This is a genomic window from Geothrix sp. PMB-07, from assembly GCF_030758935.1.
Taxonomy (GTDB): Bacteria; Acidobacteriota; Holophagae; order Holophagales; family Holophagaceae; genus Geothrix.
The window spans coordinates 1907245-1922535 of the sequence record NZ_CP132333.1; the positions used below are offsets into that span (position 1 = coordinate 1907245).

At 66.3% G+C, this 15291-nt stretch carries 12 protein-coding genes; 5 read left to right on the top strand and 7 right to left on the bottom strand.

The window, feature by feature from the left end; genetic code table 11:
- Positions 1–45 precede the first annotated feature (45 nt).
- On the top strand, positions 46–1620 hold the full coding sequence (locus tag Q9293_RS08545) for a methyl-accepting chemotaxis protein (protein WP_306252028.1): 1575 nt from the start codon (positions 46–48) through the stop codon (positions 1618–1620).
- Between the two features lie 244 nt (positions 1621–1864).
- Here Q9293_RS08545 and Q9293_RS08550 read toward each other — a convergent pair whose 3' ends face one another.
- Positions 1865–3253: a replication-associated recombination protein A gene (locus tag Q9293_RS08550; protein WP_306252030.1), complete on the bottom strand. Its 1389-nt coding sequence runs from the start codon at positions 3251–3253 to the stop codon at positions 1865–1867.
- 43 nt (positions 3254–3296) lie between these two features.
- Here Q9293_RS08550 and Q9293_RS08555 point away from each other — a divergent pair, with 43 nt between their 5' ends.
- Both Q9293_RS08555 and Q9293_RS08560 read left to right on the top strand, forming a co-directional pair.
- Positions 3297–4496 (top strand): alanyl-tRNA editing protein, encoded by a 1200-nt coding sequence (locus Q9293_RS08555; protein ID WP_306252031.1) that lies wholly within the window; start codon positions 3297–3299, stop codon positions 4494–4496.
- Positions 4497–4503: 7 nt separating this feature from the next.
- Positions 4504–5649, top strand: a complete 1146-nt coding sequence (locus Q9293_RS08560; protein WP_306252032.1) for a cysteine desulfurase family protein — start codon at positions 4504–4506, stop codon at positions 5647–5649.
- 196 nt (positions 5650–5845) lie between these two features.
- On the opposite strand, the gene Q9293_RS08565 is transcribed toward Q9293_RS08560, so the two are convergent.
- Together Q9293_RS08565 and Q9293_RS08570 are read right to left on the bottom strand one after the other, a co-directional pair.
- Positions 5846–6865 carry a YheT family hydrolase gene (locus tag Q9293_RS08565; protein ID WP_306252034.1) on the bottom strand — a complete coding sequence of 340 codons (1020 nt, stop codon included), beginning with the start codon at positions 6863–6865 and terminating at the stop codon, positions 5846–5848.
- Between the two features lie 180 nt (positions 6866–7045).
- Positions 7046–7594: a hypothetical protein gene (locus Q9293_RS08570; protein ID WP_306252036.1), complete on the bottom strand. Its 549-nt coding sequence runs from the start codon at positions 7592–7594 to the stop codon at positions 7046–7048.
- Between the two features lie 189 nt (positions 7595–7783).
- Here Q9293_RS08570 and Q9293_RS08575 point away from each other — a divergent pair, with 189 nt between their 5' ends.
- The gene (locus Q9293_RS08575; RefSeq protein ID WP_306252039.1) at positions 7784–10036 is read left to right on the top strand and encodes an NADP-dependent malic enzyme; all 2253 of its coding nucleotides are present in this window, start codon (positions 7784–7786) and stop codon (positions 10034–10036) included.
- 51 nt (positions 10037–10087) lie between these two features.
- On the opposite strand, the gene Q9293_RS08580 is transcribed toward Q9293_RS08575, so the two are convergent.
- From Q9293_RS08580 to Q9293_RS08595, 4 genes are read right to left on the bottom strand one after another with little or no spacing between them, the layout of a single operon-like run.
- Positions 10088–10690, bottom strand: a complete 603-nt coding sequence (locus tag Q9293_RS08580) for a hypothetical protein (RefSeq protein WP_306252041.1) — start codon at positions 10688–10690, stop codon at positions 10088–10090.
- Between the two features lie 30 nt (positions 10691–10720).
- Positions 10721–11518 (bottom strand): SirB1 family protein, encoded by a 798-nt coding sequence (locus Q9293_RS08585; protein ID WP_306252043.1) that lies wholly within the window; start codon positions 11516–11518, stop codon positions 10721–10723.
- Positions 11515–12006 (bottom strand): hypothetical protein, encoded by a 492-nt coding sequence (locus Q9293_RS08590; RefSeq protein WP_306252045.1) that lies wholly within the window; start codon positions 12004–12006, stop codon positions 11515–11517. The genes Q9293_RS08585 and Q9293_RS08590 overlap by 4 nt, the downstream gene beginning before the upstream one ends.
- Positions 12006–14537 carry a SpoIIE family protein phosphatase gene (locus tag Q9293_RS08595; RefSeq protein WP_306252047.1) on the bottom strand — a complete coding sequence of 844 codons (2532 nt, stop codon included), beginning with the start codon at positions 14535–14537 and terminating at the stop codon, positions 12006–12008. The genes Q9293_RS08590 and Q9293_RS08595 overlap by 1 nt, the downstream gene beginning before the upstream one ends.
- Before the next feature lie 25 nt (positions 14538–14562).
- On the opposite strand from Q9293_RS08595, the gene Q9293_RS08600 reads away from it, so the two are divergent.
- On the top strand, positions 14563–15291 hold the full coding sequence (locus Q9293_RS08600; protein ID WP_306252049.1) for an SDR family oxidoreductase: 729 nt from the start codon (positions 14563–14565) through the stop codon (positions 15289–15291).

Consider the following 15291-nt stretch of genomic DNA (forward strand, 5'->3'; position numbering starts at 1 on the left):
TCCGGTCTGCCGATGGGATAATGAAACCCACCCTCGGTGCACAACATGTCCCACCCCTCAAGCGGCCTTCCCGCGGACGGCGCGGATCCTACCGGCGCGTCCCAACTGACGCAGGATCTCGTCGTCCTCGAGCGGGTGATTGGCCGTTCCGCCGCTGGGGCCGCCCGTACGTCGGTGCGGGTGCAGGCCCTGGCGCGGGACATCGATCAGATCTTGTCCAGCACTCGGGACATCCAGCAGACGCTGGAGGGCCTGGGGGAGAACATCTCCGAATCTGCCGCAGCGGCAGAAGAAGGGGCTGAATCCACCCGGCGCATGGCGGACCTCACCCTTCAGGGACGCCAAGAAAGCGACCAGGCCGTGGCCACCGTGCGCCAGTTGCAACAGCAGACCCAGATCACTTCGGAGCGGCTGGAATCCCTCATGGGGCACATCCTCAAGGTGAATGAGGTGTCCCAGGTGATCGGGGAGATCGCTGACCGAACGGGTCTGCTGAGCCTCAATGCCGCCATCGAGGCGGCCCACGCCGGGGCCGCTGGGCGCGGTTTCGCCGTCGTGGCGGAAGAGGTGCGGAAGCTGGCCGATCGCACGTCCAAGCAGACCGAGGAAATCGGCGCCCTGCTGGAAGCCATCCGCAAAGACCTGGAACCCGCGCGGGAGGCCATGGGGCAGAGCCTCACCTTGGCCTCGGAAACGCGCACCCAGGTGGAGGCGGTGGAGCAGCGCTTCACCGGCATCGCCGACCTGGCGGAATCCACCGCAGGCAACGTCTCCAGCATCGCCCGCACCTCGGCGCAGGAACACCTCGCCGCCAAGACGCTGGTGGATGCCTCCGGAAAATTGCTTGAATCCACAGACACCCTCAAGGCTGGGGCCGATGCCGTGGCCCAGGATGCCTTCCGCCTGTCCTACCTCTCCGAGGAAGGCCATCGCCATCTGGCAGGCTACGATACGGGTTCACTTTTCCACCGGGCCCTGCGGTTGTCACAGGACCTGGCGCTCACAGGGGCGTCCATTCTCGAAGCGCCGCTGGCGGAGGGACGGCTTCGCGAGGCCGATCTCCTGGCCCTGGACTACCGTGAAATCCGGGGGGCGGAGATCCAGAGCCTCTCGCGGTTCTTCAACGTGCTGCGGGTGCCCCCGGAGGGTTTCACGCCGCCCAAGTACCGCACGGCCTACGATGCCCTGGTGGAGCGCCCGCTGCAGGAGGCCTTTGACCGCATCCTGGACCAGGAACCTCGCCTCACCTTCGCTCTGCTCATCGACCTCAACAGCTACGCGCCCTCCCACAACAAGCGCTTCTCCCAGGATTGGACGGGCCAGGCGGATAAGGATCTGGCGGGCAACCGCGTGAAGCGCTTCTTCACGGACAACCGCGTGTTGGTGCGCGGCGCGCGCCACGGGCTGGGCGAGGCCGCCGAGGCGCTGCCGGACCGGGCCAGTCGCGCCGATTTCCAGCGGGTGGCCAGCCTTCAGCAGAGCTCGGCCAATCCCCAGGATTTCCTGGTGCAGACCTACGCCCGCGACACCGGCGCCATCATCACGGTCCTCACCCTGCCCCTGCATGTGTGCGGCCAGCGCTGGGGCGCCACCCTGCTGGGTTGGTCGAGTGAGGACTGATACCGTTTGCCTTCAATCGAAAGAATCCACCACGGAGGCGCGGAGCATGGGCACACAGGAGGCGGCGGAGCCAGATGCCCGCGAAGGGATCTGGATCCGCCGCCTCCTGTGGCTTCCGGCTTTGCCGGAAGCGGCCTTTGGCCTGCCCGTGACGGAGGAGCACTGAGGCCTCCGTGCCACCTCAGTGGGCTCAGTGTTTCCGTGGTGGATCTTTATTGATGATGGCGACTTGGTAGGAGGGGCTTCAGATGGGCTTGGCCTCGAGCTTCCGTTCCAGGGTGTAGCTTCCCAGGGCCAGCTTGCCGAGGGCGCGCGCCAGGGCCTCCCGGCTGCAGGCCAGCTCGGTGCTCCAGGCCTCCAGGGGCAGCTCGCCGCCCTCGGGGTGGGCCTCAGTCCAGGTTTGCCAGAGCAAGGCCAGGGCGGCCGCATCCGGTTCCTGGCGATCCCGCCAGCTGCGCTCCTGGGGGCGTCTGGGTTCATAGAAGGCGGTGCCCTTCAGCTTGTCGGGGAGGAAGGTCTGCTCCCGGTCGTAGTCGTCGTGGGAGTAGTGGTAGCCCGCGCCGCGCCCGGCCTTGCGCGCGGTCGACGTATGGGCGTCGCGGATGGCTTCGGGAATGGGTGCGTCGTCCGCAGCCAGGGCGGCGTCCACAGCCAGGACGGTGGCATTGCTCTTGGCGGCATTGGCCACGTAGATGATCGCCTGGGCCAGGGGAATGCGGGCCTCGGGCCAGCCGATCTGCTCCACCGCGCGGCTGGCGGCCTCGGCGAGGATGAAGGCCTGGGGATCGGCGTTGCCCACATCCTCCGCGGCACAGACCATGAGCCGCCGGGCGATGAAGCGGGGATCCTCACCGCCACGGATCATGCGGCTCAGGTAGTAGAGGGCGGCATCGGCATCAGAGCCGCGCAGGCTCTTCTGAAAAGCGGAGGCCAGGTCGTAGTGGCCATCGGCGCGGTCGAACATCATGCGGCCACCCAGGGCGCCCTGGAGGGATTCCAGATCGGGATCAGGCATCTCCATCCAGGTTTCCAGGCCCGAGAGCGCCGAGCGCAGATCACCGCCGGCCCAGTGGGACAGCCACTCGAAGACCTCCGAAGGTTCTGGCTGGTTGGCCCGTTCCTTCGCCCAGGCCCGCTTCAGCACCTGCTGGATGTGGACCGGTTCCAACGCCTTCAGCGCGATGAGCTGGCACCGGCTGCGCAACGCCGGGTTCAGGTAGAAGGCCGGATTCTCCGTCGTGGCGCCGATGAGCACGGCCTCGCCGCGTTCCAGGAAGGGCAGCAAAATATCCTGTTGCGCCCGGTTGAAGCGGTGGATCTCATCCAGGAACACCACAGGCGGCACGCTGCGGAACAGGGGCATCTCACGGCTGTCTGCCAGGAATTTCTTCAGCTCCGCGGCGCTGCCGCTGACGCCGGAGAACTCCATGAAGCCATGGCCCGTGGCTTCGGCCAGGATGCGGGCCAGGGTGGTTTTCCCCGTGCCGGGCGGACCCCACATCACCATGGACGGCAGCCGCCCGCCCGCGGTGAGCCGTGTCAGGGCCCCCTTCGGCCCCAGCAGGTGGGACTGGCCCACCACCTCGTCGAGGGTGGCCGGGCGCAGGCGTTCGGGGAGGGGAACGTGGGACATGGCGATCTCCAGCCTATCAGCCCAGCTGTGCTAGGCTCCCCGCATGCCCAACCTTCCCGCCTACGAACGTGACCCCTTTGCCACCGCCCTGGAGACCCGCATCCTCGACCATGGCGAGGAAAAAGGCCGACCCTTCGTGGTGCTGGAGGACACGCTCTTCTATCCTGAAGGTGGCGGCCAGCCCTGCGACTTTGGCACCGTGAACGGCGTCGCCTTGGTGGATGTCCAGAAGCGCGGCGGCGAGATCCGCCACTACCTTCGCGGGCCTCTGGCCGAAGGCCCTGCCTCGCTGAAACTGGACTGGGCGCGGCGCTTCGACCACATGCAGCAGCACACGGGCCAGCACCTGCTCACGGCCGTGGCCCAGGACCAATTCCAGTGGGAGACCACGGCCTTCCATTTGGGCCCGGCCACCTGTGACATCGAGTTGAGTGCTGCCTCCATTTCGCCGCGCGACCTGGAGCGATTGGAAGCCGCCGTGGCCGAGGAAATCCGCGCCCGGCGTGAGATCACGGCCCGCTGGGTAACCCCAGAAGGCTACGCCAACGAGGCGGTGCGCTCACGGGGGTTGCCCGAGGGCCACAGCGGTGACATCCGCCTGGTGCAGATCGCGGGGGTGGACTTGAACACCTGCGGGGGCACCCACCTGCGCCACACGGGCGAGATCGAGGCCCTGAAGCTGCTGGGCACCGAGGGCATTCGCGGCGGCACTCGGCTGTTCTACGTGGCCGGCGGCCGTCTTCGTGCGCGCCTGGGCACCCACGAGCAGCGCAACGCGGCCCTGCGCGCCGCCCTGGGCGCGCCGGACGAGGACCTGGTGCCGGCCCTGCAGACCAAGCTGGACCAGTTGCTCGCTCTGGATCGCCGCACCCGGAAGCTGGAGGAGGAGCTGGTGGAGCACATGGCCGTGGCTCTTGCAGCCCGGCCTGTCCCGCTGGTGGAGGCGCATCTGGAGCACAAGGATGTGGCCTTCCTGCAGAAGCTGGCGCGGGGCATCCTGGCGGCGGCTCCCGCCAAGGCGGTGTTCCTTACCACTGAGACGAATGGACAGGGGCTTTTCCTTCTAGGTTCAGGCGAGGCCTCGACCCTGGACGTATCCGCCGCCGGAAAGGCCGTGGCCGCGGCCCTGGGCGCCAAGGGCGGGGGTTCGGGCAAGTCCTTCCAAGGTAAGGCGCCGAGCCTTGCAGGCAGGCCCCAGGCCCTGGAGGCGGCCCTGGCAGTGTTGGGCGTCGTGGGACACTGATCCCACCATGGATCTGATCTACCTCGACCACAACGCCACATCCGCCCTCGATCCCGAGGTCTTCGAGGCCATGAAGCCCTGGTTCATGGAGCGCTTCGGCAACGCCAGCGCGGCCTATGCCTTGGGGCATCTTTCCGATGGCGCCGTGGTGGCCGCCCGGGAGCAGGTGGCGGACCTGGTGGGCTGCGCCCCGGCGGAAATCATCTTCACTTCCGGCGGCACGGAAAGCCTCAACCATGCGGTGAAGGGCGTGTGGGAGGCCTTTCCGGCCAAGCGGCATCTGGTTGTCACCGCGGTGGAACATCCGGCCCTGCGCGCCCTGGTGGTGTGGTGGAAGGGGCAGGGGGGCGAGATCACCGATGTGGGCGTGGATGAGGATGGACGCCTCGATCTGGCCGCCCTCGAAGCCGCCATTCGTTCCGACACGGCCCTGGTGGCGGTCATGGCCGCGAACAATGAAACCGGCGTGCTCTTTCCCGTGGCGGAGGCCGCGCGCCTCGCCAAGGCCAAGGGCGCCCTCTTTCTGGTGGACGCCACCCAGGCCGCGGGCCGGATTCCCGTGCAGGCCTCAGCCTGGGGGGCGGATCTGCTCTGCCTCAGCGGCCACAAATTTCACGGTCCCAAGGGCACGGGCCTGCTCATGATCCGGCGCGGGGTGCGCCTCAAGCCGCTGATGGTCGGCGGCGCTCAGGAGCGGGGCCGACGCGGCGGCACGGAAAACGTCCCGGGCCTCGTGGGACTGGGACGGGCCGCCCAACTGGCCCAGGCGCGGCTGAAAGACATGGGCCGCGTCCGCGCGTTGCGCGATGACCTCGAAGCCCGTCTGCTGGCCAGCATTCCCGAGATGCGCATCCATGGCGCGGCGACCGAGCGCCTGCCCAATACCAGCCTGGTGGGCTTCGCAGGCCTTGAAGGCGAGGCCCTTCAGTTGAAGCTGGCCGAGCGGGGGATCTGCGTGTCCACGGGCAGCGCCTGCAGCACGGGCATGCGCGAGCCCAGCCACGTGCTGCGGGCCATGCAGGTGCCCCAGCCCTACGCCCAGGGCACCGTGCGGCTCAGCCTGGGACATGGCACGACGGAAGGGGAGGTCCAGCGGGTCGCCGAGCTCATGCCGGTGCTGGTGGCCGAATTGCGCGCCCTCGGTCGGCATTGACCCCTGCGAATCCGCCTGCATCGCGGTCATAGGAAAAGGAATTTTGGAAGCGGAGGTGAGCGGAAGGGCAGAGGAAAGCGGAGAAAGACAAGGGGCAGTCCTCCGCTTTCCTCCGCCCCTCGGCCATCCTCCGCTTATTCCATTCCTTGTCTATCGGTGGGGCCGGAAGTAGCTGTGTAGCCAGAGATGGCACGGATCAGACGGATGAAAGCGGCTGAGCTGGATTCGGGTTGGAGGCGTCGTCGCGGTGGAGCAACTCCTTTGCGTAGTGCTCGACGGCATAGGGAAGCCAGCGGTGGTCTGGGAGATCCCGGCTCAGGTAGCCCATGTGGCCGCCATGGTCCTCCAGGTGGAGGTGCACCGCGGGCGAGGGTTTGGCTTCCACGGCGTGGCGCCAGGGGATGAAGGGATCATCCTTGGCCATCAAAAGCACGGTGGGCACGGTGATCTTCGACAGGTGGGGCCCAGCCGAACAGGCTGCGTAGTAGCCATCGGCCGTTCCGAAGGCGCCGGCCAGGCTGGTGTAGATGCCGTCGAATTCACGCAGGCTCATGGTGGGCCAGGTGCGGTAGATGTCGGAGATGAGCCCGTCCGCGACCCGCTCCTGAATGGCCCGGCGGCAGCGGCGGATGAAGCGCAGCTCGTAGAGGCGGCTGAGGCCCCGGTGGATGGTTTCCGAGCAGGCGCTCAGATTCAAGGGCGGGTTCACGGCGATGGCGGCGTCCGGCTGAGCGGCCGGTTGCCGCAGGCCGCCACCTAGGTTCAGCAGCAGGGCGTTGGCGGACAGAGAATAGCCCACGGCCAGCTGCCGGAGGCCGGGATGACGTTCCCGGGCGGCAGCGAAGGCGGCGCCCAGGTCATCGCCGGAACCGCTGTGGTAGGGGTTCCGGGCGAGGCCGCGGCCCGCGCCGCAGCCTCGGTGGTTCACGGTCCAGACGTGGTGGCCCAGCCGACGGGCCAGTGCCACAGTCCGCCGCACGTAGTGGGCCTGGTCATCGCCGCCCAGGCCATGGAAGACCAGGGTGAGGACGGGTGCTTCGCCGGGATAGTGCCGCGCCGCGAGCTGATCGCCATCAGGCAGCGGAATGAGGAAGGGGGTGGAGGGATGATCTGGGGAAGCGCCGGGCAGGTAGTTGCCGAGGATGGTCTGCAGGTGCCCCGAAGCCGCCCACCAGGGCGCGCGGCAGGGCAGGGACGGGGGATTCAGCTGGCGCATGCCCTCAGTGTGACCGGTTCTCGGCGGGGGGACATCGCGGGCAACGCGAACAGGGCGAGCAGGCGGTCCCCTTGCGAAGGATCGATGCAGAGGCATTGAGGGAGGCGAAGGCCGACCGAAGGGCGGGGGTTCCGGGGGGACATCGCGAGCGCAGCGAGCAGGCGGTCCCCCTGGACAGCATCAATCGTTGCGTTTGAACACCAGCTTGTAGCTGAAAGGATTGTCCAGCTTGGGGTGGGTGTAGGTGACCTGGATGGCCAGGGAACTGCCGTCCTTCCGCATGGAGTAGACGTGCTTCAGGGTGTAGCCATCGCCCACGAGGGTCTGGATCATGGTGGGGCCGTTCTTGGTGAGGGTGGCCTTGAACACTGTGTCATCGCTGCGTTTCCAGTCCGATTCGGTGCCGTCTGTGGGGGTATCGATGGGCCGCTCTTTGCCCATGGTTACGGAGAAGCTGTCGCCCGCCAGGATGTCCAGCTTGTTGAAGCTGCGACAGGCGGATTGCAGTTTCTTCTTCCAGAAGAGCTTCATGGCGAAGTTGAGATCTTTGACGTGGGCATCGATCTGTTCGTCGATCTTGTCGCTCTGGGAGGTGTGGAGGGTCCACTCGCCATCCCAGTCGATCTTGGCCTCCTTGGCTGTTTCAGCTTTTTCCGCCGCGGGTTTGGCCTTCTGGGCAGCGAGAGGGAGGCACAGCAGACAGGGCAGCAGCAGGGGCAGGGCGCGCATGGGGGCTCCGGATTCGTTGCCTGGAGCCTACCCCCACCGGGGAACTTCTGGAAGTTGTGAAAGCCATCCGTGTGATCGCTGCAACAAAGGCAAGGATTGATGACCTTCCAGGGAAGATAAGCTGTCGTGAGGTGTAAGCTGGGGGCATTCTCAGCCCAACAGACAGGGCACTCACTAAGGAGTGTGGCCATGAAACGCAAGCAGGAAGCCCTCGATTACCATTCGCAGGGACGCAAAGGCAAGATCGAGGTGGTGGCCACCAAGCCCTGCTCCACGGCCCGGGACCTGTCGCTGGCGTACTCCCCTGGTGTGGCTGAGCCCTGTCTGGAAATCGAGAAGAACCCTGAGCTCGCCTACGAATACACCGCCAAGGGCAACCTGGTGGCCGTGCTCTCCAACGGCACCGCCGTGCTGGGCCTCGGCAACCTGGGCGCCCTGGCCGGCAAGCCCGTCATGGAAGGCAAGGGCGTGCTCTTCAAGCGCTTCGCCGACATCGACGTGTTCGACATCGAAGTGGATGAGACCGACATCGACCGCTTCTGCCAGGTGGCCCGCGCCCTGGAGCCCACCTTCGGCGGCATCAACCTGGAAGATATCAAGGCCCCCGAGTGCTTCGAGATCGAGACGCGCCTGAAGAAGGAAATGAACATCCCCGTCTTCCATGACGATCAGCACGGCACCGCCATCATCAGCACAGCTGCGCTCATGAACGCCTGCGAGATCACGGGCAAGAAGATGCCCGACATGAAGGTGGTGTTCTCCGGCGCCGGCGCCTCCGCCATCGCCTGCGCGAACATGATGATCGAAGCCGGCGTGAAGCTGGAGAATCTCTGGCTCTGCGATACCAAGGGGCTGGTCTACACGGGCCGCACCGAAGGCATGAACAAATACAAGGAGAAGTTCGCCAAGCCCAGCGAGTGGCGCACCCTGGCGGACACCATCAAGGATGCGGATGTGTTCGTGGGCTGCTCCAGCAAGGGGGCGCTGACGCCCGAGATGCTGCTGAGCATGGCCAAGCAGCCCATCGTCTTCGCCCTGGCGAATCCGGATCCGGAAATCGATTACCCCACCGCCAAGGCTACGCGGGATGACATCATCCTGGCCACGGGCCGCAGCGACTATCCGAACCAGGTGAACAACGTCTTGGGCTTCCCCTTCATCTTCCGCGGCGCTCTGGATGTGCGCGCCTCCGAGATCAACGAGCCCATGAAGATCGCCGCCGCCAAGGCCCTCGCCGCCCTGGCCCGCCAGGAAGTTCCGGAAAGCGTGTCGCGGGCCTATGCAGGCCAGAAGTTCAGCTTCGGCCCCGAGTACATCATTCCCAAGCCCTTCGATCCCCGCGTGCTGCTGTGGGTGGCCCCGGCCGTGGCCCAGGCGGCCATGGACACCGGCGTGGCCAAGAAGCCCATCGCCGACATGCAGGCCTACAAGGAGCGCCTGGAAGGGCTCCAGGGCCGCAGCAAGGATGTGATCCGCAGCGTGGTGCACCGCGCCAAGGAGAACCCCAAGCGCGTGGTCTTCCCCGAAGGCGACCACCCGCTGATCCTCCAGGCCGTCTCCCAGATGGTGGACGAGGGCATCTGCATCCCCATCCTGCTGGGCGATCCCATCAAGGTGAAGGCCATGGCCGCCGATCACGGCATCAGCATCGAGGGCGTCGAGATCCTCGATCCCGGTGCGGTGGCCTGGCGTCAGGAGGCGGAGGACGCCTTCTATGAGCTGCGCAAGCGCCGCGGCGTCACCCGCACCGAGGCCAAGCGCCAGGTGCGCCGCCGCATCTACTTCGGCGCCATGATGTGCCAAATGGGCAAGGCCGATGGGCTGATCGCGGGCTTGACGATGTACTACCCTGAGACCATCCGGCCCTGCCTGGAAGTGATCGGCACCCGCAAGGGGGTGAAGAAAGTGTGCGGTGTCTACACCATGGTGCTGAAGAACCGCGTGCTGTTCTTCTCCGACACCACCATGAACATCGAGCCCACCGCTGAGGAACTGGCGGAAATCGCCACCCTCACAGCGGACCTGGTGAAGGACACCTTCAACATGGATCCCAAGGTGGCCATGCTTTCCTTCTCCAGCTTCGGCAGTGTCGAACATCCCCTGGTCCGCAAGGTCCAGAAGGCCGTTCAGATCGTCAAGACCACGCGGCCCGAGCTGAAGTGCGACGGTGAGATGCAGGCGGACACGGCGCTGGGCGAGGGCATCCTGGCCGAGAACTACCCCTGGGTGGACCTGCCGGGTGGCCCGAACGTGCTGATCTTCCCCGACCTCACCAGCGGCAACATCGGCTACAAGCTGGTGCAGCGGCTGGCGGGCGCCGAGGTGATCGGCCCCATCACCTGCGGCATGGCGGCTCCCGTGCATGTGCTGCAGCGCCACAGCGATCTCAATGACATCATCCACCTCACGGCGCTCACCGTCGTCGAGGCGCAGCAGAAGTAGGCTTCAAGGTTCAGTCTCAAGATGCGGGGGCCGTGCGGCCCCCGCGTTCGTTCAGGGCCGGGCGGGCAGGGGCTGCAGGAGGCGATGGACGGCTGCTTCGATGCCAAGCGGGCGGCCCTCGGCGTCCTTGTCCTTGGGATCGATGCTCATCTCGCCATGCCAGACCCGCTGGCCCGTTTTCCGGTCCTGCAGCTGGATGATGAGGAGAAGGGTGCTGTGCCCCTTTCCCTCATGACTCGGTTGGGAGCCGCCGCTTCTGCCGGCGCCGCCGCGGCCGCCCCCGTGGCGCCCCTCACCGCCGCCTTCCCGGTGCTCAGGGCCCCGGGCCTGGCCCTCGGGTGCGCCGGGAATCAGGATGTAGGCGGACAGCCAGAGATCAGCCTCGTCTGGGTTCGCCTGCAGATAGTGGCGGGTTTCCAATTCGGTCAGCGCGGCTTTGAGATGGAGCTCAGGGTTCAGGGGTCGCATGCCCTCGCGGATGACCATGCGGTCGCGGCGGGGATCCGGAGCCACGGTGCGCTGAGAACTGTTGGCGAAGCTGGGATCCACATCGTAGACGAGACGTGTTCCGCCGCAGCCCCAAGCCAGGAGCAACAGGGGAAAAAGGAGGAGGGGCTGGATTCGGGATAGGCGCATGTCAAAAAGATGCGCCATGGCCAGAGGGCGTTCCTGGATTTGTTCGGCCTAGATCTGCTTGAGTTGGGCCAACCAGGCGTGGATCTCGGGATCAGGATCGGGGCTCAGGCGCAGGGCCTCCCGCAGGTCGACCAGCGCAGGGCCGGCCTCTTCACGCTGCAGGTGGATGTAGGCGCGTTCCTTGTGGCTTCGGGGGTTCTCTGGATCCAGCAGGATGAGGTGGGTGCCGGTCCAGAGGGCTTCGTCCCAGTCCTCCGCATGCATGAAGCGCAGATGGAGATTCCGCACCAAGCGGATGAGGGTTTCGCGATGGGTGGCCGGGCGGAGCATGTTCCGGTGGAAGGCCACCCGGCCTGCGGTGGCGGCGCGCACCAGTTCAGCGCTGCCATCCTCTCCCACGGCCCGCCCTTTGTGGAAGGGGTCAAAGCAAAGCAGCCCGAAATCGGTGCGGAGGGCGGCCAGGAAGTGGCCAGGCAAACCCACGCCCACGGCATCGAAACCCAGGCGACGGGCCAGATCCACCCAGAGGATGCTGAGGGAGATGGGCAGGCCCTTCCGTCGCTCAATGACGGCCGGCAGCAGGGCATTCAGGGGATCATCGTAGGTTTCGCGATCCCCTTCAAATCCCAGTTCCACGAAGAGCAGGTGGTTCAGCTCGTCGAGCGCCTTGTGGGTGTTCCAGGGCAGGGGCATCCTTCCCGCGAGGAGGAAGGCCCACTCGTTCAGCTGCATGGCGAGATGGTCTGGAGCTGGATCATCCAGGGCAGGCGCGACGGCGTGGACGGCGCCCTCAGCGAGGTTCCGGCATTCCGGATCCTCGCGCAGGTAGTCCAGCAGTGACATCATCCCCGCCGGCGAAGCACCGAGCGGCCCACCAGGGCCAGAGCCACCACGGCCAACCCAACCCAGACCCAGCGCTGCCAGGCATTCGTGGCGGCCTGGACCTTGCGCGCCTCTTCAGCCTTCCGGGCGTTTTCCTCCAGGGACAACTTGGACTGCACTTCCCGGGCGTCCTTGACTGCCTTCTGGGCGGAATCCTTCGAGGCTTGCAAGTCCTTGGCGGCAGGTTCCTGCTCCTCTTCGGCTCCCAGAACCGCCACCTTCTTGGGTGGGGGCGGGGCTTCGAACAAGCTCGCGGGAACAGCGGCCGGCTCTTCCTCTGCAGAGGCCGAACCCTGGTTGTTCTCCAAGGATTCGGTCAGAGCCTGGATGTCTTCGCGCAGGCCCGCCAGCACTTGGTTCTGACGATGGAGTTGCGCGCCCTGCACCCAGAGCAGCCCCAACTGGAGGGCCAGGAAAGCAGGAATGGTCCATCGGAGGGGCGAGCGGCGCATCAGGAGGCCTCCCTCCCTAGGATAAACAGAGTTCGGTCATCGCGGTTCTGTGTATCGAAGGCGGCCACATCATGGAACACCGCCTCGCAGGCGGCGCGGGGGCTGCCCGTGCCCCAGAGGCGCCGCAACTGGGCGCTCAAACGGTCCAGGCCGTAGAGTTCCCCTTCGCGGTTCATGGCCTCAGAAAGCCCATCGCTGTAGAGGACCATCCAGCCCTTGGGGGGCAGCACGCCTTCGACGACCTGCCAGTCGCCTGGTCCGGCGGGGCGCAGGCCCAGGCCGCGGCCGTGGGGAACCACCTCACAGGAGCCCTCCTCCTGATGACTCTGGAGCATCAGGGCACCGGGGTGGCCCGCCCGGGCCAGCCGGTAGTTCCCGGTGTCGTCCCACTCCAGGAGGATGAGGGTGAGGAAGCCCCGGTGGCCCAGCAGCTGGCGCAGGGTCTGGTCGAGGCTGCAGAGAATCTCCTCCAGGCCCTGGTCCTCGCGCTGGGCGGCCTGCTCAAGCAGGGCCGTGGCCTGGGCCATGTAGAGGGCCGCGGCCAATCCCTTGCCGCAGACATCGCCCACGGCGGCCAGCCAGCGGCCGCTGGGGCGCCGCTTGACGAAGAGCAGGTCACCGCCGGTCTCCTGGGCGGGTTCCAGGCGCAGGGCCACATGGAAACCGGGGATGGGGGGGACGAAAGAGGTAACCAGGCCTTCCTGGATGCGGCGGGCTGTTTCCAGCTCCTGGCTGAGACGTTCCTGCACCACCAGCCGTTGGTGCATGACGGCCGTCTCCAGCACCTGGCCCGCGGCCAGAGCCACTTCGCGGAGAAGTTCGCGATCCTCGCGGCCATAGTTCAGCTCGGCGTACTTGCCGCCCAGCAACACCACGCTGTGGGGGATGTCACCCGCGAGGATGAGCAGGAGCAGCTGGGCCTCCAGGGCATCCACATGGGCCCGCACCGTGCCGCCCTGTTCGCGGATCCAGTCAGCCTCTTCGCTGCCCAGGCCCAGCACCAGCTCTCGGTTTTCCCGGGCCAGGCGGATGAGGCCAGGCGGAATGCGAAGCGGCTGAGGCGGGAAGTGGATGCGGCGGTCCTCGCGGTCCGACCCTTCCGCACCGGGGAGCATGATCTGGCGGTCCACGATGGGCAGGATTTCCAGCAGGTGGGGCTGAAAGGCTTCGCCCAGGGCGCGCTTCAGGGACTTGATGAGGGATTCCTCGCTGAACCGTTTCCGGGGCTCACGCACCGCGCTGAGGGCGATGTCCCGCGTGCTGGCGAAGTCCCGGTGGAACTTGCGGCGCAGCAGCGTCAGCACTCGCCGCAGCATCCAGCCCAGGGGCAGGGCGAGGATGCCGATGAGGGCACCGGCCCAACCGGAGGGAATGGCGGACAAATGGGAGAAGGCCCAAGCCAGGCCGCCCAGGTAGCCCGCCACCGTGAGCGACAGGATGGCCATGTAGCTCACCCAGCGCAGCAGCACCTTCTGTACGTCGAAGAGGCCATGGCGGAAAATGGCGAAGGCGAAGGCCAGGGGCAGGAGCGGCGCGGGCAGTACGAAGATATAGAGCTGCGTGTTGAAGAGCAGGCTGTTGCCGAACTTGCTTTGCAGGATGACCAGGGCCAGCAAGTCGAGGCAGAGCGCCGCTGCTACGATCAGCGAGGGCATCAGGGCCTTGCGGAGGCGGGGCGCGGCGCGGAAGGTGCCCGCCACGAAAAAGCCCAGGCCCGTGAGGGCGGAAGCGACGTAGAGGACGAGGGCCACCACCCCGAAGGCCCTGAGGAAGACCCTGATCTGACCCGCGGGCATGGAGCCGCCCAGGATCGAAAGGCGCGCCACCAACATGGTGAGAGCCAGAATGGCGAACACACCGTACAACGCCTGCAGGAATCTACGGTTCTTCCGCAGCTCGGATGGGTGCGGAAAGCGCAGGAAGAAATGGACCCAGAGAGGGGGCAATAGGGCGTTGGAGAACGCCGTCAGCATCAGGACGGCTGCGCTGATGGCGAAGGGGGAATTGCCCGATGGGGCCGCGCTGGACATGAGCAGCGCTGCGGCGGCGAGATAGAAGAAATGCCGCGACGATTTGCGCTCCGGGGCTGAGAGCACCACCAGCAGCCCGATGAGCCAGGCGATGATGCCATTTGCCAACAAGGCCAGCTGAATGGTGTGCAGGGGCTTCACCAGCCGCACGGGTACCAGGATCTGCCGTCCCTGGCGCTTCACCGTGTAGATGAGGATGGTGCCTTCGGATTTGCTGTTGATGAATTTCTGGGCCTTGGTGGTCCCCTCGGAGCTGCCTTCATAGGATCGCCCCTGGATCTTCACCAGTTCGTCGCCCTCGAGCAGGCCGCCCTCCTCGGCGACACCGTCGGGCAGGATTTCTCTGATGACGATCTTGCCGTTCTCCACCGCCCACTTGCACTGGTCGTCAGATTCCGAGTAGACCCAATTGTTGAGGGCGAAGGAGCCCAGGGCCGTGGTCAGGCAGATGAAGCTGATCCATAGCAGGCGCCATCGGATGCGTTTCAGGTAGGGGTTCATGGAGCCTTTGTGGAAGAATGCCGAAATGGAACGGACAATTCAAAACGGCAGGGCCTGCTGGATCCTTGTGGGCGGAAGGCAGCGGTTGGGCCGGGTTCTGGCCGAGGATCTTGCCCGGGACCACGCGCTGGTGTTGACCAGTTCTAGGCCTTGGGGGGATGAGGCATGGGTGAATGGTTTGTCGAAGACGAGTGGGGTCCGGACACTCCAGTGGGATGCTGAAAACCCGGATCTGGTTTCCCGCATGATGGCAGATATGGACACGTTGGAGGCAGATGGGTGGTTTATTTCCGGAGCCATCTTGCTGGCAGGATCCTTTCCTGAAGACCCGTTGGGCACCTGGACCCCCGAAGCCCTCGAGGCCACCTGGCGCCTGAACCTCAGCTTCCCCTTCCTCTGCGCCCAGGCCCTGGCCCCGCGCATGGCCGAAGGTGCCTGCCTGCAGATCCTGCTGGACACCTCCGTCCACCGCCCCTGGCTGAAGCGGCTACCCTACAGCGCCGCCAAGGCCGGCCTGGCCGCGTTGGTCCCCGGCCTGGCCCAACTGCTGGCTCCCCGCGTGCGGGTGGTGGGCCACGCCCTGGGGGCCCTGCTGCCTGATGAAGGCAGCGATGGGTCTTTCCTGGCGGGTCGCACCCTGCTCAAACGCCTCGGAGATCCAGAAGACCTTTGTCGCGCCGTCCGCTACGCCGCGGAAAGCCCCTTCCTGACCGGGGAGATCCTGACGCTGGATGGCGGGCGGCGCTGGCTCTAA